Source organism: Paenibacillus auburnensis, assembly GCF_927798115.1.
In the GTDB taxonomy this organism is placed as follows: domain Bacteria; phylum Bacillota; class Bacilli; order Paenibacillales; family Paenibacillaceae; genus Paenibacillus_AQ; species Paenibacillus_AQ auburnensis.
In genome coordinates, this window is record NZ_CAKMMG010000001.1 from 299,021 (window position 1) to 315,845 (window position 16,825).

18 protein-coding genes, 1 tRNA gene and 1 other annotated feature (1 of these 20 only partly in view) are annotated in these 16,825 nt (G+C 48.9%); of the genes, 11 read left to right on the forward strand and 8 right to left on the reverse strand.

The features are described 5' to 3' along the window. Positions 1-60: 60 nt before the first annotated feature. A complete protein-coding gene (locus tag L6H70_RS01360) occupies positions 61-1,125 on the reverse strand; it encodes a LacI family DNA-binding transcriptional regulator (protein WP_236328959.1) in 1,065 nt (354 codons plus the stop codon). 259 nt (positions 1,126-1,384) lie between these two features. Here L6H70_RS01360 and L6H70_RS01365 point away from each other — a divergent pair, with 259 nt between their 5' ends. Next, the gene (locus L6H70_RS01365; protein ID WP_236328961.1) at positions 1,385-1,579 is read left to right on the forward strand and encodes a hypothetical protein; all 195 of its coding nucleotides are present in this window, start codon (positions 1,385-1,387) and stop codon (positions 1,577-1,579) included. Positions 1,580-1,613: 34 nt separating this feature from the next. Here the strand turns inward: L6H70_RS01365 and L6H70_RS01370 are convergent, their stop codons facing one another. Continuing rightward, positions 1,614-2,027, reverse strand: coding sequence for an NUDIX hydrolase (locus L6H70_RS01370; protein WP_236328965.1), 414 nt, complete (start codon positions 2,025-2,027; stop codon positions 1,614-1,616). A 208-nt stretch (positions 2,028-2,235) separates the two neighbouring features. On the opposite strand from L6H70_RS01370, the gene L6H70_RS01375 reads away from it, so the two are divergent. From L6H70_RS01375 to L6H70_RS01395, 5 genes are all read left to right on the forward strand, one after another. Beyond that, positions 2,236-3,258: an ABC transporter substrate-binding protein gene (locus L6H70_RS01375; protein WP_236328974.1), complete on the forward strand. Its 1,023-nt coding sequence runs from the start codon at positions 2,236-2,238 to the stop codon at positions 3,256-3,258. Between the two features lie 115 nt (positions 3,259-3,373). Continuing rightward, positions 3,374-4,975, forward strand: coding sequence for a helix-turn-helix domain-containing protein (locus L6H70_RS01380; protein WP_236328976.1), 1,602 nt, complete (start codon positions 3,374-3,376; stop codon positions 4,973-4,975). A 57-nt stretch (positions 4,976-5,032) separates the two neighbouring features. Continuing rightward, complete coding sequence (pxpB, locus tag L6H70_RS01385) at positions 5,033-5,818, forward strand: 5-oxoprolinase subunit PxpB (protein WP_279306718.1); 786 nt, start codon at positions 5,033-5,035, stop codon at positions 5,816-5,818. Next, a complete protein-coding gene (locus L6H70_RS01390; RefSeq protein ID WP_236328978.1) occupies positions 5,815-6,816 on the forward strand; it encodes a 5-oxoprolinase subunit C family protein in 1,002 nt (333 codons plus the stop codon). The genes pxpB and L6H70_RS01390 overlap by 4 nt, the downstream gene beginning before the upstream one ends. A 63-nt stretch (positions 6,817-6,879) precedes the next feature. Next, positions 6,880-7,659 (forward strand): LamB/YcsF family protein, encoded by a 780-nt coding sequence (locus tag L6H70_RS01395; RefSeq protein WP_236333056.1) that lies wholly within the window; start codon positions 6,880-6,882, stop codon positions 7,657-7,659. Between the two features lie 99 nt (positions 7,660-7,758). On the opposite strand, the gene L6H70_RS01400 is transcribed toward L6H70_RS01395, so the two are convergent. From L6H70_RS01400 to L6H70_RS01415, 4 genes are all read right to left on the reverse strand, one after another. Then, on the reverse strand, positions 7,759-9,042 hold the full coding sequence (locus L6H70_RS01400) for an ammonium transporter (RefSeq protein ID WP_236328987.1): 1,284 nt from the start codon (positions 9,040-9,042) through the stop codon (positions 7,759-7,761). Positions 9,043-9,180: 138 nt separating this feature from the next. After that, positions 9,181-9,528, reverse strand: a complete 348-nt coding sequence (locus L6H70_RS01405) for a P-II family nitrogen regulator (protein WP_054940182.1) — start codon at positions 9,526-9,528, stop codon at positions 9,181-9,183. Between the two features lie 230 nt (positions 9,529-9,758). Next, a complete protein-coding gene (locus L6H70_RS01410) occupies positions 9,759-10,229 on the reverse strand; it encodes a DinB family protein (protein ID WP_236328989.1) in 471 nt (156 codons plus the stop codon). A 437-nt stretch (positions 10,230-10,666) separates the two neighbouring features. Then, positions 10,667-10,738: transfer RNA gene (locus tag L6H70_RS01415), tRNA-Val, on the reverse strand. Between the two features lie 166 nt (positions 10,739-10,904). Here L6H70_RS01415 and L6H70_RS01420 point away from each other — a divergent pair. The 5 genes from L6H70_RS01420 to L6H70_RS01440 all read left to right on the forward strand — a co-directional run bounded on the left by L6H70_RS01420 (position 10,905) and on the right by L6H70_RS01440 (position 14,415). Further along, positions 10,905-11,438 (forward strand): cupin domain-containing protein, encoded by a 534-nt coding sequence (locus tag L6H70_RS01420; protein ID WP_236328991.1) that lies wholly within the window; start codon positions 10,905-10,907, stop codon positions 11,436-11,438. A 96-nt stretch (positions 11,439-11,534) separates the two neighbouring features. Further along, positions 11,535-11,867, forward strand: coding sequence for an NUDIX domain-containing protein (locus L6H70_RS01425; protein ID WP_236328999.1), 333 nt, complete (start codon positions 11,535-11,537; stop codon positions 11,865-11,867). A gap of 51 nt (positions 11,868-11,918) precedes the next feature. Continuing rightward, complete coding sequence (locus L6H70_RS01430) at positions 11,919-12,401, forward strand: NUDIX hydrolase (RefSeq protein ID WP_236329001.1); 483 nt, start codon at positions 11,919-11,921, stop codon at positions 12,399-12,401. Positions 12,402-12,536: 135 nt separating this feature from the next. After that, entirely contained in the window at positions 12,537-13,343 is an 807-nt protein-coding gene (locus L6H70_RS01435; RefSeq protein ID WP_236329003.1) for a helix-turn-helix transcriptional regulator, read from the forward strand. Between the two features lie 115 nt (positions 13,344-13,458). After that, positions 13,459-14,415 (forward strand): aldo/keto reductase, encoded by a 957-nt coding sequence (locus L6H70_RS01440; protein WP_236329005.1) that lies wholly within the window; start codon positions 13,459-13,461, stop codon positions 14,413-14,415. 2 nt (positions 14,416-14,417) lie between these two features. Here L6H70_RS01440 and L6H70_RS01445 read toward each other — a convergent pair whose 3' ends face one another. After that, a complete protein-coding gene (locus L6H70_RS01445) occupies positions 14,418-14,801 on the reverse strand; it encodes a hypothetical protein (RefSeq protein WP_236329008.1) in 384 nt (127 codons plus the stop codon). A 211-nt stretch (positions 14,802-15,012) separates the two neighbouring features. Beyond that, positions 15,013-16,680, reverse strand: coding sequence for a methionine--tRNA ligase (gene metG, locus L6H70_RS01450; RefSeq protein WP_236329017.1), 1,668 nt, complete (start codon positions 16,678-16,680; stop codon positions 15,013-15,015). A 59-nt stretch (positions 16,681-16,739) separates the two neighbouring features. Next, positions 16,740-16,825 (reverse strand) — a binding site (T-box leader); it runs 182 nt beyond the window's last position.

Below are 16,825 nucleotides of genomic sequence, written 5' to 3' on the forward strand. Positions count from 1 at the left end.
TGAACGCGCGTTTACGATGGTGAGAAAAAATTCCCTCGGGGCAAAGGGAGTTTCTCGGGTTTATTGAATAGATGACTTCGGCGGCTGGCACGAATCTCTTTCGACCAGCCGGGCCGGAAAACTGATGGTGCTGAAGGTCGGCTGCCGGGAATCACACAGCTCGATAACTTTCTCTACAGCAGCCTTGGACATTTCGTAAATCGGCAGCCGCACGGAGGTCAGCTTCGGATTGATGCGGGCAGCCAGCTGCACATCATCGAATCCGGCAATGGACATGTCTTCCGGTACGGAGATTCCATGTTCGGTGAACGCTTCCATTGCGGAGATAGCCATGTCGTCATTGGAAGAGAAGAAGGCGGTTGGCAACGGACTGCCGCTACTCAGCAGCTTCTTAACTTCTTCATAAGCCGTCTCCTTTAGAAAGTCACCCCGGAGGATAAACTGTTTGTTCAGAGCCAGCCCGTGTCGCTTCAGCGTATCCTCGTAGGCCATGAACCGTTCCCGTCCGGAGTAGGTGTTCATTCGTCCGCAGATCATGCCGATTTCTTCATGGCCAAGGCTGATCAGATACTCAATCGCTTCGACTGTACCCTCATAATCCTTGGAATTGACGATGGCCAGATGATTGCGGTCCAGGTGCTCCGACATAATCTCCGAAATATCATAATCAATCAGCACAAGAGGGGAGTCAAGACTCACCATTTCCCGCACGATATCAATATCCTTCTGGGTGCCGACGATGATACCGCCGTCAATCCGTTTCTGCAGGAAAGCCTGCTTCACCTTCAGGAAATCATCGGGGGAATATACGGTGTGGATCAGCACATAACAGCCGCGGGCATTCGCCGTGTCGACTACGGCATCGACGAAAGGTGCGAAGTAATTGTTCTGATAGATCCGGGTCGTATTCTCCTTCTCGTTCATGCTGATGGCGAAAAGGCCGATCGTATCGGTCTTCTTGCCGGCCAGCGCCCTTGCAAAGCTGTTAGGCTCGTACTGGTGCTGTTCAATGACCTTCAGTACCTTGGCACGTGTCTCTTCAGGGACGTTGGAATAATTGTTGATCACGCGGGATACCGTGCTTCGGGACACCCCTGCGAGCTTGGCTATATCTTCGCTGCGCATATTGCCCCCTTTTCCAAAACATAAGGATTAATAAGGTATAAGTTATAATCATCCTTATATTTCTTGCTGAAACTGATGCCGTCCGCTTAAGAACGGAATATCTGTTTCTAATTGTAAACGCGCGTTTATGAGCCTATTGTAAATGAAAACCCTGGAGAAATCAATTGTCAGAATGAAGAATTTTGCCTTGCGGGCGGAGCGGATCCGGGTTACAAATATAGCAGCAGTTAAATTTACGGGGTGGAAGGAAGGGCAAGGAATGTTAGTTAAACCAATCGATGCGGAAACAAGAGAAGCAGCGCTGCAATTAAGTGGCCCGCTTATTGTATCCAGAGGCCGGGTCCATCATTTAGGCGGATTGCCCGGATTTTGTTCGGTTTCGGACGGGAGAGTGGAGGCTGCGGTTTATTACTGCTGTGAGGATGGAGCGTGCGAGATTGTATCCCGGGGCTGACAGGAATCTGAACGGACTCACCGGGGATTCACGTTTAGTGATTAAATTCAATCAGATAGGAATCCTTTTGACTCAGGCAATGCACAATCTGCTCCTTGATGCTGTCCCAGTTCACCTTAATGAGTGCCTCATCTATATTAAAATACCCTAGTTCATAACTTTCACTGGATGTTCTAAACTCACCACCAATGGCTCTGGCTAAAAATATATTGCTAATGACGGATTCCTTTACATTTTGGAAGATACCGCAAAATCTTAAGATTTCGATATCAATACCTGTTTCTTCTTTTGTTTCGCGTATTACTGCTGATGATATAGATTCACCTTCTTCAACCCGTCCCCCCGGAATTTCCCATCCTCTTTTTGGCCCGTTAAGAAGTAAAATATCATTGTCTTCATTCAGTACAACAGCTGCTGCGACTACAATGTGCTTCGGTGACTGATTCATTATCCACTCATTCCTTTCTATATATTACATTCATTCAACAAACGCTTCTAACTATCCTGCCTTTCAATGAATACGAGAAGATTCTTAGAGTTTGTATAAGAAATTTACGGAGAATGTGCATTGAAAGCCTGGGAAGACATGCTAATATTGAAATTGAGATTATTGAGAATGATAATCAATCACAGCGAAAACGGGAGTGAAGTGACCAATGGCAAGATGGGGGCGGAAATTAGTCTGTACAGCTATGCTCATGCTGGCAATGGCTGCGATGGCAGCCTGCGGAACGAATAATAATGCAGCCAGCGGAAATCCCGCACAAACAGAGAATGCGGCAGAGACAGCGGCAGTAAACAGCAATGCACCGGCTGCAACGAACAGCAATACTACAGTTGAGGGTGAGACCCGCATGATTGCCGGAGAGTTCGGCGACGTTGAAATTCCCGCACACCCGAAGCGGGTGGTTGGTTTATATGTGGAGGACTATCTGAAGGCGCTGGGAGTAACGCCTATTGTGCAGTGGTACACTCCAACTTGGGGCAAGCAGGATTATCTGGGACTGGACGTTCCTGAATTTGATATTACCGGCAGCATAGAAGCCCTACTGGATAAAAATCCGGACTTGATCATTACAGACGGCGGCGTAGATGCGGCGAAATATGAACAATATTCCAAATTAGCGCCAACCTACCGTCTGCCGGAGAGTGTTCTGCAAGACTCGAGAAAGATCCTTACAGCAATTGCAGATGCTCTGGGTATTCCGGAAAAAGCGGAGAGTGTGCTTGCTGAGTACGATCAAAAGGTAGCGGATGGAAAAGCCAAGCTGCAGACGGCAGTGGGGCAGGAGAAGGTTGCGGTCATCAGACTCAATGTAGCCGATAAGACCTTTGCCTTATTTGGTATTAAAAACCGCTTCACAGGTGTACTCTTTGACCAGTTTGGACTCACGCCGATTCAAATGGCTGCTGAAATGACAGAATTCCAAGCGCTTATCTCGCAGGAGGTTATTCCGGAACTGGGTGCCGACCACCTCATCGTATTCCCGGACAACGGAGGCTGGGACACACCAGAGAATCAGGAGGCACTCAGCATTCTTGATGGTCCGCTGTGGAAGAATATCCCTGCAGTGAAGAACGGGAATATTTATAAAATGGAACGTTCCCATTGGCAGTCCGGAGCCATCACGGCCAATTCGATGAAGCTTGATGATCTGCTGGAGGCTATGGTGAAATAAAGCGGCTGCAACGGTTGGAATATAATACTTATGAAGGTCTATCAGCAGGTTGATAGACCTTCTTTTTTGTTTTACACTAGATTAGTGAAAACGATTCTCAATTAGGAGGGGGATAATGGGAGGGACTAGGAACCAGAGCATATATAAAAAGCTATTTTATAGTCTTAACAGTATAGATATAGCAACGCAGTCCCTATTTGGAAGCAAACAGGCTTCAGTGTTTCCGGCGCTAACCCTAATCGTTGTAACGGAAGGGCAGGGCTGGGTTGAAGCAGAGGAGGGACGGTATCCACTGGAGAAGGGGACGGGATTTCTGTTTGAAGCTGGCTCTATGAACAGAATCCAAGCGGTTGAGCATGGACTGAGCTATTACCGGCTTTGCTTTGAAATAATCCTTACAGGAGAACATAAGCATATTAGTGTGAACAAGCTGCCCAAGGAAGGTATGCTCCGCCCGGGGCATGTAAGCTGCAGGCCTTTTGCCCAATGCATTCTGATGCTGGAATCTATTCATAAGAGCTGCAGAAGTGCGGAGGATATCGAATGGTTTGCGGGACACAGCCGTTTTCAGGAGCTGCTGCTGTTAATCATGCGTGCAAATCCCGCTGTACCGGATACAGAGGATGATCGTGAAGCGGTTCAGCGTTCCATTCAGCATATGCAAGAGCATTTCAATGAAACGATGAACGTCGACCATCTGGCAGAGATTGCCGGCATTTCCCGTGGGCGCTATACACAGCTGTTCAAAGAGCAGACGGGGCAAATCCCCCTGGAATATTTGAATGGCCTCCGTATAGAACGGGCACAGCAGCAGCTGCTGCTCACCAAAAACCGCCTGCATGATATTGCGCTGGCAGTGGGCTACAGTAATGAATATTATTTTAACAGGCGTTTTAAAGGGACAGTTGGCGTTACACCCGGCCAGTATAGAAGCCTACATCAGGAGGGTGTACGTATATTCGCACCCTTTCTGGAGGATTATCTGCTGGCGCTTGGAATTACGCCGGTGGCGCAATATACTCATCCGAAGTGGGGCAAGCAGGACTATCTTGGTCTACATGAGGTTCCTGTGTTTGATATCTCATCCGGTGACTGGCAGGAGCTCTCCCGTTACTCACCTGAGCTGATCATGCTGGATGACGGTTTTCAGCGCTGGCATCTTGAGGAGTCCCGCCTGGTCGCGCCGCTGTTCAAGCTTCCTTTTCATCAGGAGGATTGGCGTGCCACCCTGCGCTCTGCAGCAGCGATCTTTGGCAGAACTGGACGGGTGCAGGAAGTTATCGACAATTATGAGCAGCAGGCGCTTACCGCAAAAAGGATTCTGAGCCGCTCTGTACGAGGACAGACTGTAGCTTTTCTGCGGATCTCTTCCAGCGGAGTGAAGCTGTACGGATGTGACGAACTGGGTTATACGGGAGGTGTGCTGCACCGTGACCTGGGGCTCCAGCCGCACCCGCTTGTCCGGCAACTTAGCCGAGGCCAGAAGCTTGTAAGTCTTACGAGTGAAGCCTTGTCACAGCTGACTGCGGATCATTTATTTATTACCTTTGACCGGCAGGCAGGTGAGGGGCGGGAGCTTCTGGATACAGCACTTTGGCGCAGTCTTCCTGCTGTACAAAGCCGCTGCGTCTATGAAGTAGATTTCATGGCGTGGATGAATTACGGCGTGCTGTCTCATCAGCGTAAAATTGAGGATGTATTGCGGGTGCTGGCGTAAGGCGAGCAGAAATACAGTATAATAAGCATAATTAACTTTGAAAAGGGGGCGCTGGATATGGGGGAGACAACAGACGGCAGGGAGTTTATGCCCAACATCCCCGGCAATCCCGGCTCTGCCCGCATTGTTCCGCTCGGTGACTCGGCGGCTGTTGTAATTCTTGGAGACTCCATCAGTCTGCAAATTCACTACCGGGTCAGGGCTTTATGCAGTTATCTGGAGCACCATCCGTTTACAGGCATGGCGGAGCTGGTGCCTTCTTTTACCTCAATAGCCGTCTATTATGATGGACTGGCAGTCCTTAAGGCGTATCCGGGATATATCCGTCCAGGCGGGGAGTATTATCCGTTCCCGGTTGTAGCTGCACTCCTTGAGATGATGCTAAGTCATATAGATGATGAGCCACCTCCCCAGCCGAGAACGGTCAGAATTCCCGTATATTATGGAGGGGAGGCCGGTCCGGATCTGGAATTTGTCGCTGAGCATAATGGGCTCTTGCCTCAGCAAGTGATCGATATCCATTCTTCTGCCGAATATCTGGTATATATGCTGGGTTTTGCCCCGGGGTTCCCCTATCTGGGCGGTCTGCCTTCTTCAATCTCTACACCGCGCAGACTATCGCCGAGAGTGGCCATTCCTGCAGGCTCGGTGGGCATTGCCGGTGACCAGACAGGTGTCTATCCGCTCGAAACCCCGGGCGGCTGGCAGCTAATCGGCAGAATGCCGCTCTCCCTTTTCAAGCCGGAGTCAGTACCGCCTACACTGCTTCAAGCAGGAGACACGGTCAGGTTCTATCCCATTTCCCGGCGTGAGTTCATGGAGTGGGGGGAGGATTTGCCATGAGCCTGCTGATTATGACGCCGGGCCTGTTAACTACCGTCCAAGACCTTGGAAGGTACGGATATCAGCAGTATGGTATTATTGCCGGCGGTGCGATGGACAGCTATGCCCTGCGCATGGCCAATCTGCTGGTGGGCAATGATGAATGGGAGGCGGGGCTGGAAATGACGGTAACCGGGCCGGAAATCACCTTCGCGGAGCCGTCCTTGATTTCCATCTGCGGCGGGGGATTATCACCAATGCTGGATGAGCACCCGCTGCCGCTCTGGCGGACGGTATATGCGCCCAAGGGAGCCCGGCTGCATTTCGGTCGCCTGTCACGCGGCTGCAGGGCCTACCTGGCGGTAGCCGGAGGCATAGCGGTCCCGGTTCAGCTGAACAGCCGCTCAACCTACCTGCGTGCAGGAATCGGCGGCCATCAGGGCAGGGCATTGCGCTCCGGGGATGTATTACCTGTAGGAACCCCCACGCTAAGGGGAGAAGTCTGGACAGAGATGCTGACCAAGATAAACGGACCGGAGAGTTTATCTGTGAGCCGCTGGTTTCCCGCCTACAGCCTGATTCCTTCATATAATGAAATCCCTGTTCTGCGAGTCATCGCAGGGGAAGAATTCCACTCATTCCGTGAGGAGAGCCGGGAGCGGTTTCTCTCAGAGCCCTTTACGATCCTCCCCCAATCAGACCGTATGGGCTATCGGTTGTCAGGCAGCAGTCTGAATCTGGTGCGGGAGCAGAGCCTGATCTCATCGGCTGTGACCTATGGAACGGTTCAGGTTCCAACCGGTGGCAGCCCCATTATTCTGATGGCGGACCGGCAGACGACCGGCGGTTATCCGAAGCTGGCTCAGGTGATTACGGCTGATTTGCCGCTGCTTGCTCAAGCTAAGATCGGCAGCGCCGTCCGGTTCCGGCTGATCACATTGCAGGAAGCCCAGGAGCAGCTACTGCAGCAGGAATTGGAGCTGCGCCGGCTGCGCTTAGTGCTGGAACACTATTATTAGAAGCTGAAGCCGGACAATTTTAATGCATTAATGCAAATACATAAATACTGGGGGTTAGAGCCGATGAAGGTTGTTGATTTAAACTGCGATCTAGGCGAAAGCTTCGGGGCTTACCGCTTGGGACGCGATGAGAAAATCCTTCCATTAATTACCTCAGCCAATATCGCTTGCGGATTTCATGCTGGAGATCCCGGGGTCATGTCACGTACTGTCAAGCTGGCGCTTGAACATCAGGTGGCTGTGGGTGCTCATCCGGGCCTGCAGGATCTGGTCGGCTTCGGGCGCAGGGAGATGAAGCTCTCCCCCCGGGAAGCCTATGAGATTACCATTTATCAGGTGGGGGCGCTATGGGGGTTTGTACGGGCGGAAGGGGCGGTGCTTCGGCATGTTAAGCCGCATGGCGCACTTTATAATATGGCCGCTGTTTCCGCAGGGCTGGCGGAGGCGATTGCTGAGGCCGTGTACCGGATTGATCCGGAGCTTATTCTAGTCGGTCTGGCCGAAAGCGAACTGATCCGGGCGGCCAAGAAGACTGGGCTGCGCAGCGCCAGTGAGGTATTCGCCGACCGCACGTATCGGCCTGACGGATCGTTAACGCCCAGAAGCGATCCAGGTGCGCTGATCACGGATGAACAACAGTCATTGCAGCAGGTCCAGCAGATGGTAACGGAAGGTAAGGTGCGCACTACGCAGGGAGAGAATATAGCTATATTCGCGGAGACAATCTGCCTGCATGGTGACTCTCCACACGCCGTAAAATTTGCATCGTCCATCCGCAGTTTATTGGAGACAGAGGGAGTGGTGGTAAAGAGCCTGAGCCATACAGCTAAGCGCTTATCTTGAACCACATTGACACTGTCACCCACATAACAAAAAGAAACCTCGCTTTAGAAATGGTTGCCTGTACCCATTTACTAAAGTGAGGTTTCTTAATTGTGCTTTCTAATCTTCTGAACCGGTTCTAAGGAGCAAAGCTTCATCCAGACCAGGCTGATCGCTGAACCGTTCCAGCTCATTATATGCAGGGATACCGTGCATAGCCATGTCCAAACCTTCTTCTTCTTCAGAGGCATGGACCCGCAGACCAACGGTTTTCTGAATCAGCTTGGCCGCAGCATAGCTCATTACAAATCCCCATACCATGACCACGGCCACACCTAGCAGCTGAACACCCAGCTGGTGAAACTGTCCTGTGGTGAACAAGCCTTCCTGCTGATCAAAAAGCCCCACAGCTATCGTACCAAATGCTCCGTTAACTCCGTGTACCGCAACCGCTCCGACAGGGTCATCCACCTGCAGCTTATCGATGGCAAGTGTTCCCCAAATCACCAGTATACCGGCAATAAGGCCAATGAGAATCGCAGAGTAGGGAGTTACAAACGCGCAGCCTGCTGTAATTGCGACGAGACCGGCCAGTGCGCCGTTCATGGTCATACTGGGATCTGCCTTGCCAAAACGGAACATCGTGTAGACCATAGCGGAAGTTCCTCCGGCTGCAGCAGCCAGCATAGTGTTCAATGCTATAACGGAGAGATTGAGATCCGCAGCATTCAAGGTGCTTCCGGCATTGAAGCCAAACCAGCCAAACCAGAGAATAAAGGTTCCTGCCGATGCCAGCGGAATATTACTCGGTGCAAACACGTTCACACTGCCGTCGGTGTTGAATCTTCCGCGGCGCGGGCCCAGAACTTTGGCGAAGGCCAATGCGGCTGCTCCTCCAAGTGCATGTATGGCGGCCGACCCGGCGAAATCCTTCATTCCAAGTCCGGCAAGCCAGCCGTCCGGGTTCCAGACCCAGTGTCCGGAGACCGGATACAGAATCGCTGCCACAAAAAAGGCGATAAGGATATAAGCTTTAAAGGACATTCGTTCAGCTACCGCACCGGAGATAATCGAGATGGCTGCGATGGCGAAGCCGATCTGAAATAATACGTAAGCTGATAATGGGAGATTTAAATCTATAGGTAGAGACTGGGAAGCTCCCCAAAAATTAAAGCTAATGATTCCGCCAAAATCTTTTCCGAACATAATCCCAAAGCCAATTAGGAAAAATGCCAGAACACCGACTGTAAGATCCACAAAAATCTTCATGGTGACATTCACCGCGTTCTTCGTCCGCACAAAACCTGCTTCGAGCAGGCTAAAGCCGCCCTCCATAAACAAAACCATAGCAGCAGCAAGCACTACCCAAACCGTATTTAATGCCATATCCGTTCCGGCGTTCATGATGTTACCCTCCCTGTCACTTTTACAACATAGTAATGATATAAGGAGAGTGTGGGGAATGTCAACTTCAAATGTTATGTTAGCTTACATAGATTTCGGTTAAAACCGTCTGGTCATTTGCACTTTTTAACATATGGGTTATTTTAACTCGTCGATCGTATCATCGGTTTCGCCAGTTCGGATGTTGTACATTTCAAGGAGGGGCAGCACGAAAATTTTGCCGTCTCCCATTTCTCCGGTCTGGGCGGTAGCAATAATGGTCTTAATTGTTTCTTCGACTTTATGGTCGGAAACAACGATTTCTAGCTTTATTTTATGGTGCAAATTGACGGTATACGATTTCCCTCTGTACACTCCGGTTGTGTTTTTTTGCTGTCCGCGTCCTTGGGCCTGGGTCACTGTGAATCCGGTGACTTGAATCGTACGGAGTGCATCGATCACTTCTCTTAGTTTCTCGGGGCGAATAATTGCTTCAACTTTTTTCATATTAATCCTCCACAATCAGTGTTCTGATACGTGAATTGTACCACAAGATTTGCACTCATAGGTATTTCAAAAAAAGTGACTTTAGCAAGGGGAAGCGTTAAAAAGTTTTTTTGGTAACGCTATCACACAGCTGAGTCACAAGAGTAAGATAGTGGCACAGTAGACGCAAAATGCGTAGTAATTAAAAAAGAAAAGGCGTATCACCTAAGTGATTACACCTGTGAGATAGGTTAATCCCAGACACGTACTCTTGGAATCCTTGCCGTTCTTAAGTAATCCAGCAATTGGCCGGTATGGACTGATTCATGATAGGCGACTCTTAACAACATGTCCCCCAAACTTCGTATATAACCTGAATCAGAACGATCAATTTTAATACTTGTTAAATCTTCTTCAGAAAATGACTTAATAGTTTCTAAGAAGTGATTTCTAAAGGGTTCTGCAAATTTCAATTCCGCATTTACGGTAGAAAAAGGTTGTTTTTCGAAAGGAGAATCAAATACTACCAGACTGCCTCGATTTTGGATAGCTAGATGATAATAATATTCACTTTCTAGAACATGCCTAATCATCTCTATACAAGTCATTGCTTCGTTATCGGGTTTCCATAATAGTTTTTCTTGGGGAATAGAAGTCCAAACTTTAATACTTCTTCTTCGTACTTCATTGAAATTTAAAAGAATTAAATCAATTGAGTTCACTAATTTGGTCTCCTTTAGTTGGTGTGAATTAATTATATACGAATGAATGTTCGAATAAAAGAAAGCGATTTTGTTTAAATATTACGTCACAGTACGACGATACCAGGGAGTAGAACTATCCCTCAAAACCAAAGGTTCTTTAAATTACTTCTTCTTTTTGAAGAAACCAAACAAAAACAAGAGAATTAAAATAACGATTATAAATTTCATCGGTATCACCTCTTTTTTTGGGGATTATAGCATGATCTGTAAGATTGATATAGAGGGTAGAGGAAGTATGAAATGGTTAGAAGGATAAAAAAGCTGGTGCCGAAGATGGCACCAGCTTTTACCTTAGTATAGTACAGGGCACCAAATCGGCACCAACACCATTAATACTGTGTTTGTATTAGTCAGAGAAAAAGAAAAAAGCCTTGATATACAAGGCTTTCTCTGTATAGGACGGATGGGGTTCGAACCCATGACCCCTACCCTGTCAAGATAGTGCTCTCCCGCTGAGCTACCGTCCTGCAACGAAATTTATAATACCACAGGATGTCAGGTGAGCGCAATATTTTTTTCGTGGAAGGATAAATTGTGGTTTCAAGGTGGATTTAGAGGGATGGAAATTATGGAAAACTATACAGAAACCATGTTATCTTATGTGGGAAGAATTTAAGGCGGGAGTGAGCGGAAATGGCGACGATTTTTAATGAACATAATATTTTATTTAAGCAAAAGCAGTCTCCTGTACCGGAATTTGCCTGGCATACCAGTGAGAAGCTGGCGAGTGTGGTGGGCTCGAAGCATTTGTTCTTTGATATCCGGTCACTGGATCCGGGGAAATACTCTTACCCTTATCATTTTCATAGAAATGCGGAAGAGATCTTTGTGATCATGGAAGGGAAGGCACTGCTTAGAACGCCAAAAGGAATTGAGGAGCTGGGCACAGGCGATGTTGTGTTTTTTGAGACGGGCCCGGAAGGAGCGCATCAGCTGTTTAATCATACAGAGGCACCATGCAAGTACTTGGATCTGCGGACGAATAACGGATTAGATGTTGCAGAGTATCCTGATTCCGGGAAAATCAATATTTTGCCGTACGAAGAGCTATATCAAACAGATGACAAGGTGGATTACTACAAAGGCGAAGACAAGACCCGTGAGAAGTGGGAGAAGTTATCCGGGAGTTCTTCCAGCTATTCAGACAAAGGGGACAACAGCCAGTGAAAGTAACGATGCATAAGACAGGTGTAGATGAAACCGTTCTAAAGTATGTGGTTATTGTTGTAAGACAGGATGAGCATTGGGTTATGGCAAAACATAGTGAACGGTCGACGTGGGAATTTGACCGGTGGTCATATTGAGCCGAATGAATCCCCGGATGAAGCCGCGGCCAGAGAGCTGTATGAGGAGACTGGAGCGGAGGAATATACGTTATATCCTATCAGCATATACTCGGTTGTCAGTGAGGGAGTACCTGAGAGCTTCGGCAAACTCTATCTGGCGGCCGTTCATAAGTTCGGACAACTCCCGCTATATGAAATGGAGGGAATTAAGGGCTTTGCAGAAATACCCGATGAAGTAACATACCCGATGATCTACCCTGCGCTAATCGCTGAGGTGAAGAATTTCATGGGGCAGGAAGAGCGGGTCTGACTAGCGGACAGGATACGCGAAAAAATTCACATTTGATATGGAGGTGCCGTCATGGCAATGCCCGTTCATATTGTAGCGGTCGGGGGAATTGTTGAAAATGAGCAAGGCGAGGTTCTTTTAGTCAAAACCTTTCATGGAGGTTGGGTGTTTCCCGGCGGGCAGGTGGAATCGGGGGAGAATCTGCTGGATGCGCTGATAAGGGAGATCCGGGAAGAGAGCGGAATCGAGACGGAAGTCTCCCATTTAATCGGCGTCTATTCCAATACAGGAATGTACAAATGGCATGATGGCGTAACAGATGTGCCTACCAAAGTGATGTTGGATTATGTGTGCAGGCCCGTGGGCGGTGAATTAGCGGTTTCAGAGGAGACGTCGGAGAGCTGCTGGACCGCAAAAGAGAACGCCCTGAATATGATCACGAGCGCTGCGATCCGTACAAGGTATCAGGCTTATCTGGATTTTAAGGGTCAAGTCGCTTACATGGCCTATGAGACTAGGCCTGAATTTACAGTGAGTGTGACGAGACATATATAGTTTAATTAAGAATTGGATTTAAGAAGCATTAAATCCTGTGCGGCTTCTGCCTGGACTGTCTTGCAAGAGTTTATCTGTAGAGTCGGTTAGTTTAAAATAAGAAGCAACGCTTGTGAAGAGAAGAGGTTGCTTATATTGAATGAACATAGCAGAGCTAAAACGTTAGGCGATTACCTTAAATCGCGCCGCAACCGGCTTCAGCCCGAGCAGGCGGGGTTCAAAGAGTCCTACGGCAACCGGAGAACGCCGGGACTGCGGCGGGAGGAAGTTGCTATACTGGCAGGTGTGAGTCCGACGTATTATGCATGGCTGGAGCAAGGCAGAGAAGTGACGGCATCGCGGGAGATCATGGAGAGCATCGGCAAAGCGCTGCAGCTTACAGCGGATGAGCATACTTATCTGATGAAGTTATGGAACCCTCATGAGCCGGAAATAATTCCTTCTATAAATACGATGCTTAATCCGCAATGGCGGGAGATTATCGGGCAGCTGTCCTACCCGTCTTTTATCAGCAATGAACGTTCGGAGATCCTGGCCTGGAATGATGAGGCTGCTAGAATGATTGTTGATTTCGCCGCGTGGCCTGATGTGGAACGGGTTATGCTTCGCATGTTATTTGTTGATCCGGCTTTGCGGAGCCGCATGGTCAACTGGGAAGAGTTCACCCGTCATTCCGTAGCCGTATTTCGAACCTATTATGATAAACATCTGAATGATCCCTGGTATATAAATATGGTGGACCAACTCGCGCAGGAAAGTGCAGAGTTTAACGCGATGTGGAAGCTGCATAATATCCAGCTAAAAACAGTAAACAGGGTTTTTCTCCGCTCCTCCGACAGTGCTGCACAGACTGCTGCTTATGATATCCATTCTTTTATGAGTCCGACAGAGCATCCTGATGTGCACATATGTGTCTATACACCGGTATCTGACGCGGAGTGATTCTATCCTGGTAATAATCTTACTAGCATAATCCTACTGTGGTTGCCTCTTTTCTTAGAGACTAGAATAAATGCATGTTCATTTATCCAATCCCTAAGAAAAGAGGAACTAAACGATGCAGACAAGAAAACTTGGAAATGAAGGACTGGAAGTATCAGCCCTGGGCCTCGGCACGATGATGATGCCAGACAATGAAGAGTCGGTGGATACGATTCGGGGAGCGCTGGAGCTCGGGATCACCATGTTTGATACTGCAGATCTTTATGGTGAAGAATATGGCCTGCAGCGTTTTGGCGGCAATGAACGGCTGCTCGGCCGTGCGCTTAAGGGACGCAGAGACAAGGCCATTATTGCGACCAAATTCGGGGTCACGCATACTCAAGGACCTAAAGGGGATCGTGCCTATATTAAAAAATCCGTCGACGCCAGCCTGTACTCGCTTGGAGTGGACTACATCGATTTGTACTATCAGCACAGGGTAGATCCCAATACGGAAATTGAAGAGACGGTCAACACCTTGGCTGAATTGGTCGGACAAGGGAAAATCCGCTATATCGGCCTGTCGGAAGCTCCGGCAGAGGTAATCCGGCGCGCTCATTCGGTGCATCCGATTACAGCTGTAGAAACTGAATATTCTCTGTGGAGCAGAGAAGTGGAGGACGACATTCTGCCGCTGCTGAAGGAGCTTGGTATTGGGTTTGTACCTTACAGTCCGCTTGGACGCGGATTCCTGACCGGACAGATCAAGAGTTTTGACGATTTGCCTGAGGATGATTACCGCCGTTATTATCCGCGGTTTCAAGGGGATAACTTCGCCAAAAATCTCGAAGTCGTTGCGCTGATTGAACAGCTGGCTATCCAAAAAGGCTGCAAAACCTCACAGCTTGCGCTAGCCTGGCTGCTTGCTCAAGGCAGCAATGTCGTCCCCATTCCAGGAACGAAACGGCTGGACAGAGTACAGGAGAACCTTGGTGCGCTGCAGATCACTCTGTCACCAGAAGAGCTCGCTCGGATTGAAGAAATCTCGCCGAAAGGTATTGCATCAGGCGGGCGGTTTGCTTCCGGGATTTAATACTATTGCAGAACAAAACCATAATCATAATAAAACTGCGCCACTGCTTGCGCTCCCAAATCGTTGTATATGAACAGCGCCTTATCCGGCAAATTCCAGGAATACCCTTGAAAATTTGCATTATTCTTATAGGTGCCTTCACCATAAATATATAAGTATTGTTGCGTAAGCTTGTCAACGATCTGAGTTCTGGCATAATCATCTTCAATATAATAGATGTAGCCGGCTATGCTTAACCTGGAATTGCTCTTCTCCGGGAAAAAATAATAAACATATGCGCTGTCTGATTCCGGTGACGGGTAGCGGTACTGCAAAATCTTCATCGCCCCATCATCCAGGGTTTCATACGGAAGATCTTCACTTGCCCTGACCTCTCGAATGCTCATACCTTAGTATGCGCTGCGAAAGAAAGGCTCTTGTTTGGGAGAAGGAGACGCAGTCAGAAATAGGAGGGTCAATAAAATTAGTGTTTTTCTCATAGGATGTCCTTTTTAATAATATGAGTGTTGCCGGATAAGTAAGCAGTTATTGTCAAATACCCGGCAGATTTATATTAATCCCACTCTCCAGCATATGGCAATCAGGATAACCGGAGTCTCAGTGAGATCCGGTTATTTGTTTATCCAGCAGCGCTGTTTCTTCTTCGATACGATTAACGTCGATACGATCGAAGAGCAGCTTCAAGCCGTGAATAGCTCTTCCCGCAGGTACAGAGATGCTGTGCCAGCAGGGCTCTTCCAGCGAGAGGAATGAGCGGATCTGGTCACAGGAGAAAGGGATAAACGGACTCAGCAGGTTAGCAAGGTTGGCGATAATCTGCACGCAGTTGTAAAGCGTATGGCCGCAGGAAACGGGACTTACTTTAAGCTCAATCCATGGCTTTTGCTCATCGAAATATTTATTGGCTTGGCGGATGTAACTGAAAATGAATTCCAGTGCATCTTTGAACTGGCCTGCCTCGATGTGTTCCCCCGCTTTTGTATACAAGACTTTGATATTATTGTCCCACTGGGGTTCTAGTACACCTTCAGGTACAAGGCCCTCAAATGCTTTATTCACGAAGGCCAGACTGCGGTTGACGAAATTGCCGAAGGCACCAAGCAGTTCGCCGTTATGGCTGTGAATAAATTCCCGCCAGGAGAAATCGGTATCCCGCTTCTCGGGGCCGTTCGCCACCAAGAAGTAGCGGACCGAATCGGGCTGATAGCGGCTCAGAATATCCGGCACCCAGATGGCCCAATTGCGGCTGGTGGAGAACTTCTGACCTTCCAGCGTCATATATTCGCATGCGAGTAACTGGTCTGGCAGATGTAGGCCGCCGGCGCCAAATAGAATAGCAGGCCATATCAGGCTGTGGAACGGCACGTTGTCTTTGCCATGTACATAATAGGCCCGGATGTCAGGATTCTGCGAGCCGTTCCCGGGATTTTCCAGCCAGAAGTCTTCCCACCTGCCGCCTGTTTCGGTGGCCCATTGCTTGCTGGCGGACAGGTAGCCACTGACTGCTTCAATCCAGACGTAGATTTTTTTGTCGCTGAATCCTTCTACCGGTACATCCACCCCCCAGTCCAGGTCGCGGGTAGCTGCACGGTCCTGTAGCCCCTCCTGCAGGTAACGCCGAGTCAGCCGTACGGCATTCTCTCTCCAGCCCGAAGTTGTATCCACATAGTGTGCAAGTTTAGACTGGTAATTAGAAAGTGCGAGATAATAATGCTCTGTAGGCCGCAGAACGGGCGGCGTACCACAGATTTTACAGACCCGTTCCAGCAGATCTGAAGGATCGAGCAGAGCCGAGCAATAATCACATTGATCGCCGCGCGCCGGCTGTCCGCAATTTGGACAAGTACCCTCTACATAGCGGTCCGGCAAAAAACGCTGATCCCGCTCGCAGTAGCATTGCAGCGTTGTTTTTTTGTACAGGTACCCATTGTCCCGCAGTTTTAGGAATAACTCACGTACGACGGTATGGTGGGCAGGCTGGTCAGTCCGTGTATATAAGTCATAGGTGAAGCCCAGTTTACTGAAACAATCCACAAATTCTGCATGATACCTGCCAGCAAATTCTCCGGGAGTCACCCCCTCTTTGGCTGCTTGAACAGCTACCGGTGTTCCATGACAATCGCTGCCTGATACATAAAGCACTTGAGCTCCTTTTGCGCGGTAATAGCGGGCTAGAATATCACCGGGCAAAATGCTTGCCAGCCTGCCGAGATGCAGGGAACCATTGGCATATGGCCAAGCCCCACCGATAAAAATATTAGTCATGATCATTCTCCTCTCATTCTGTGCCAAATGTCTGAACAACAAAAAAGACTCCCGTCCCCAAAAGGGACGAGAGCCTGTGCTCACGTGTTACCACCCAACTTCATCAATGCCTTGCGGCATTCACCTCTTCAGGTACGCCGCTAAA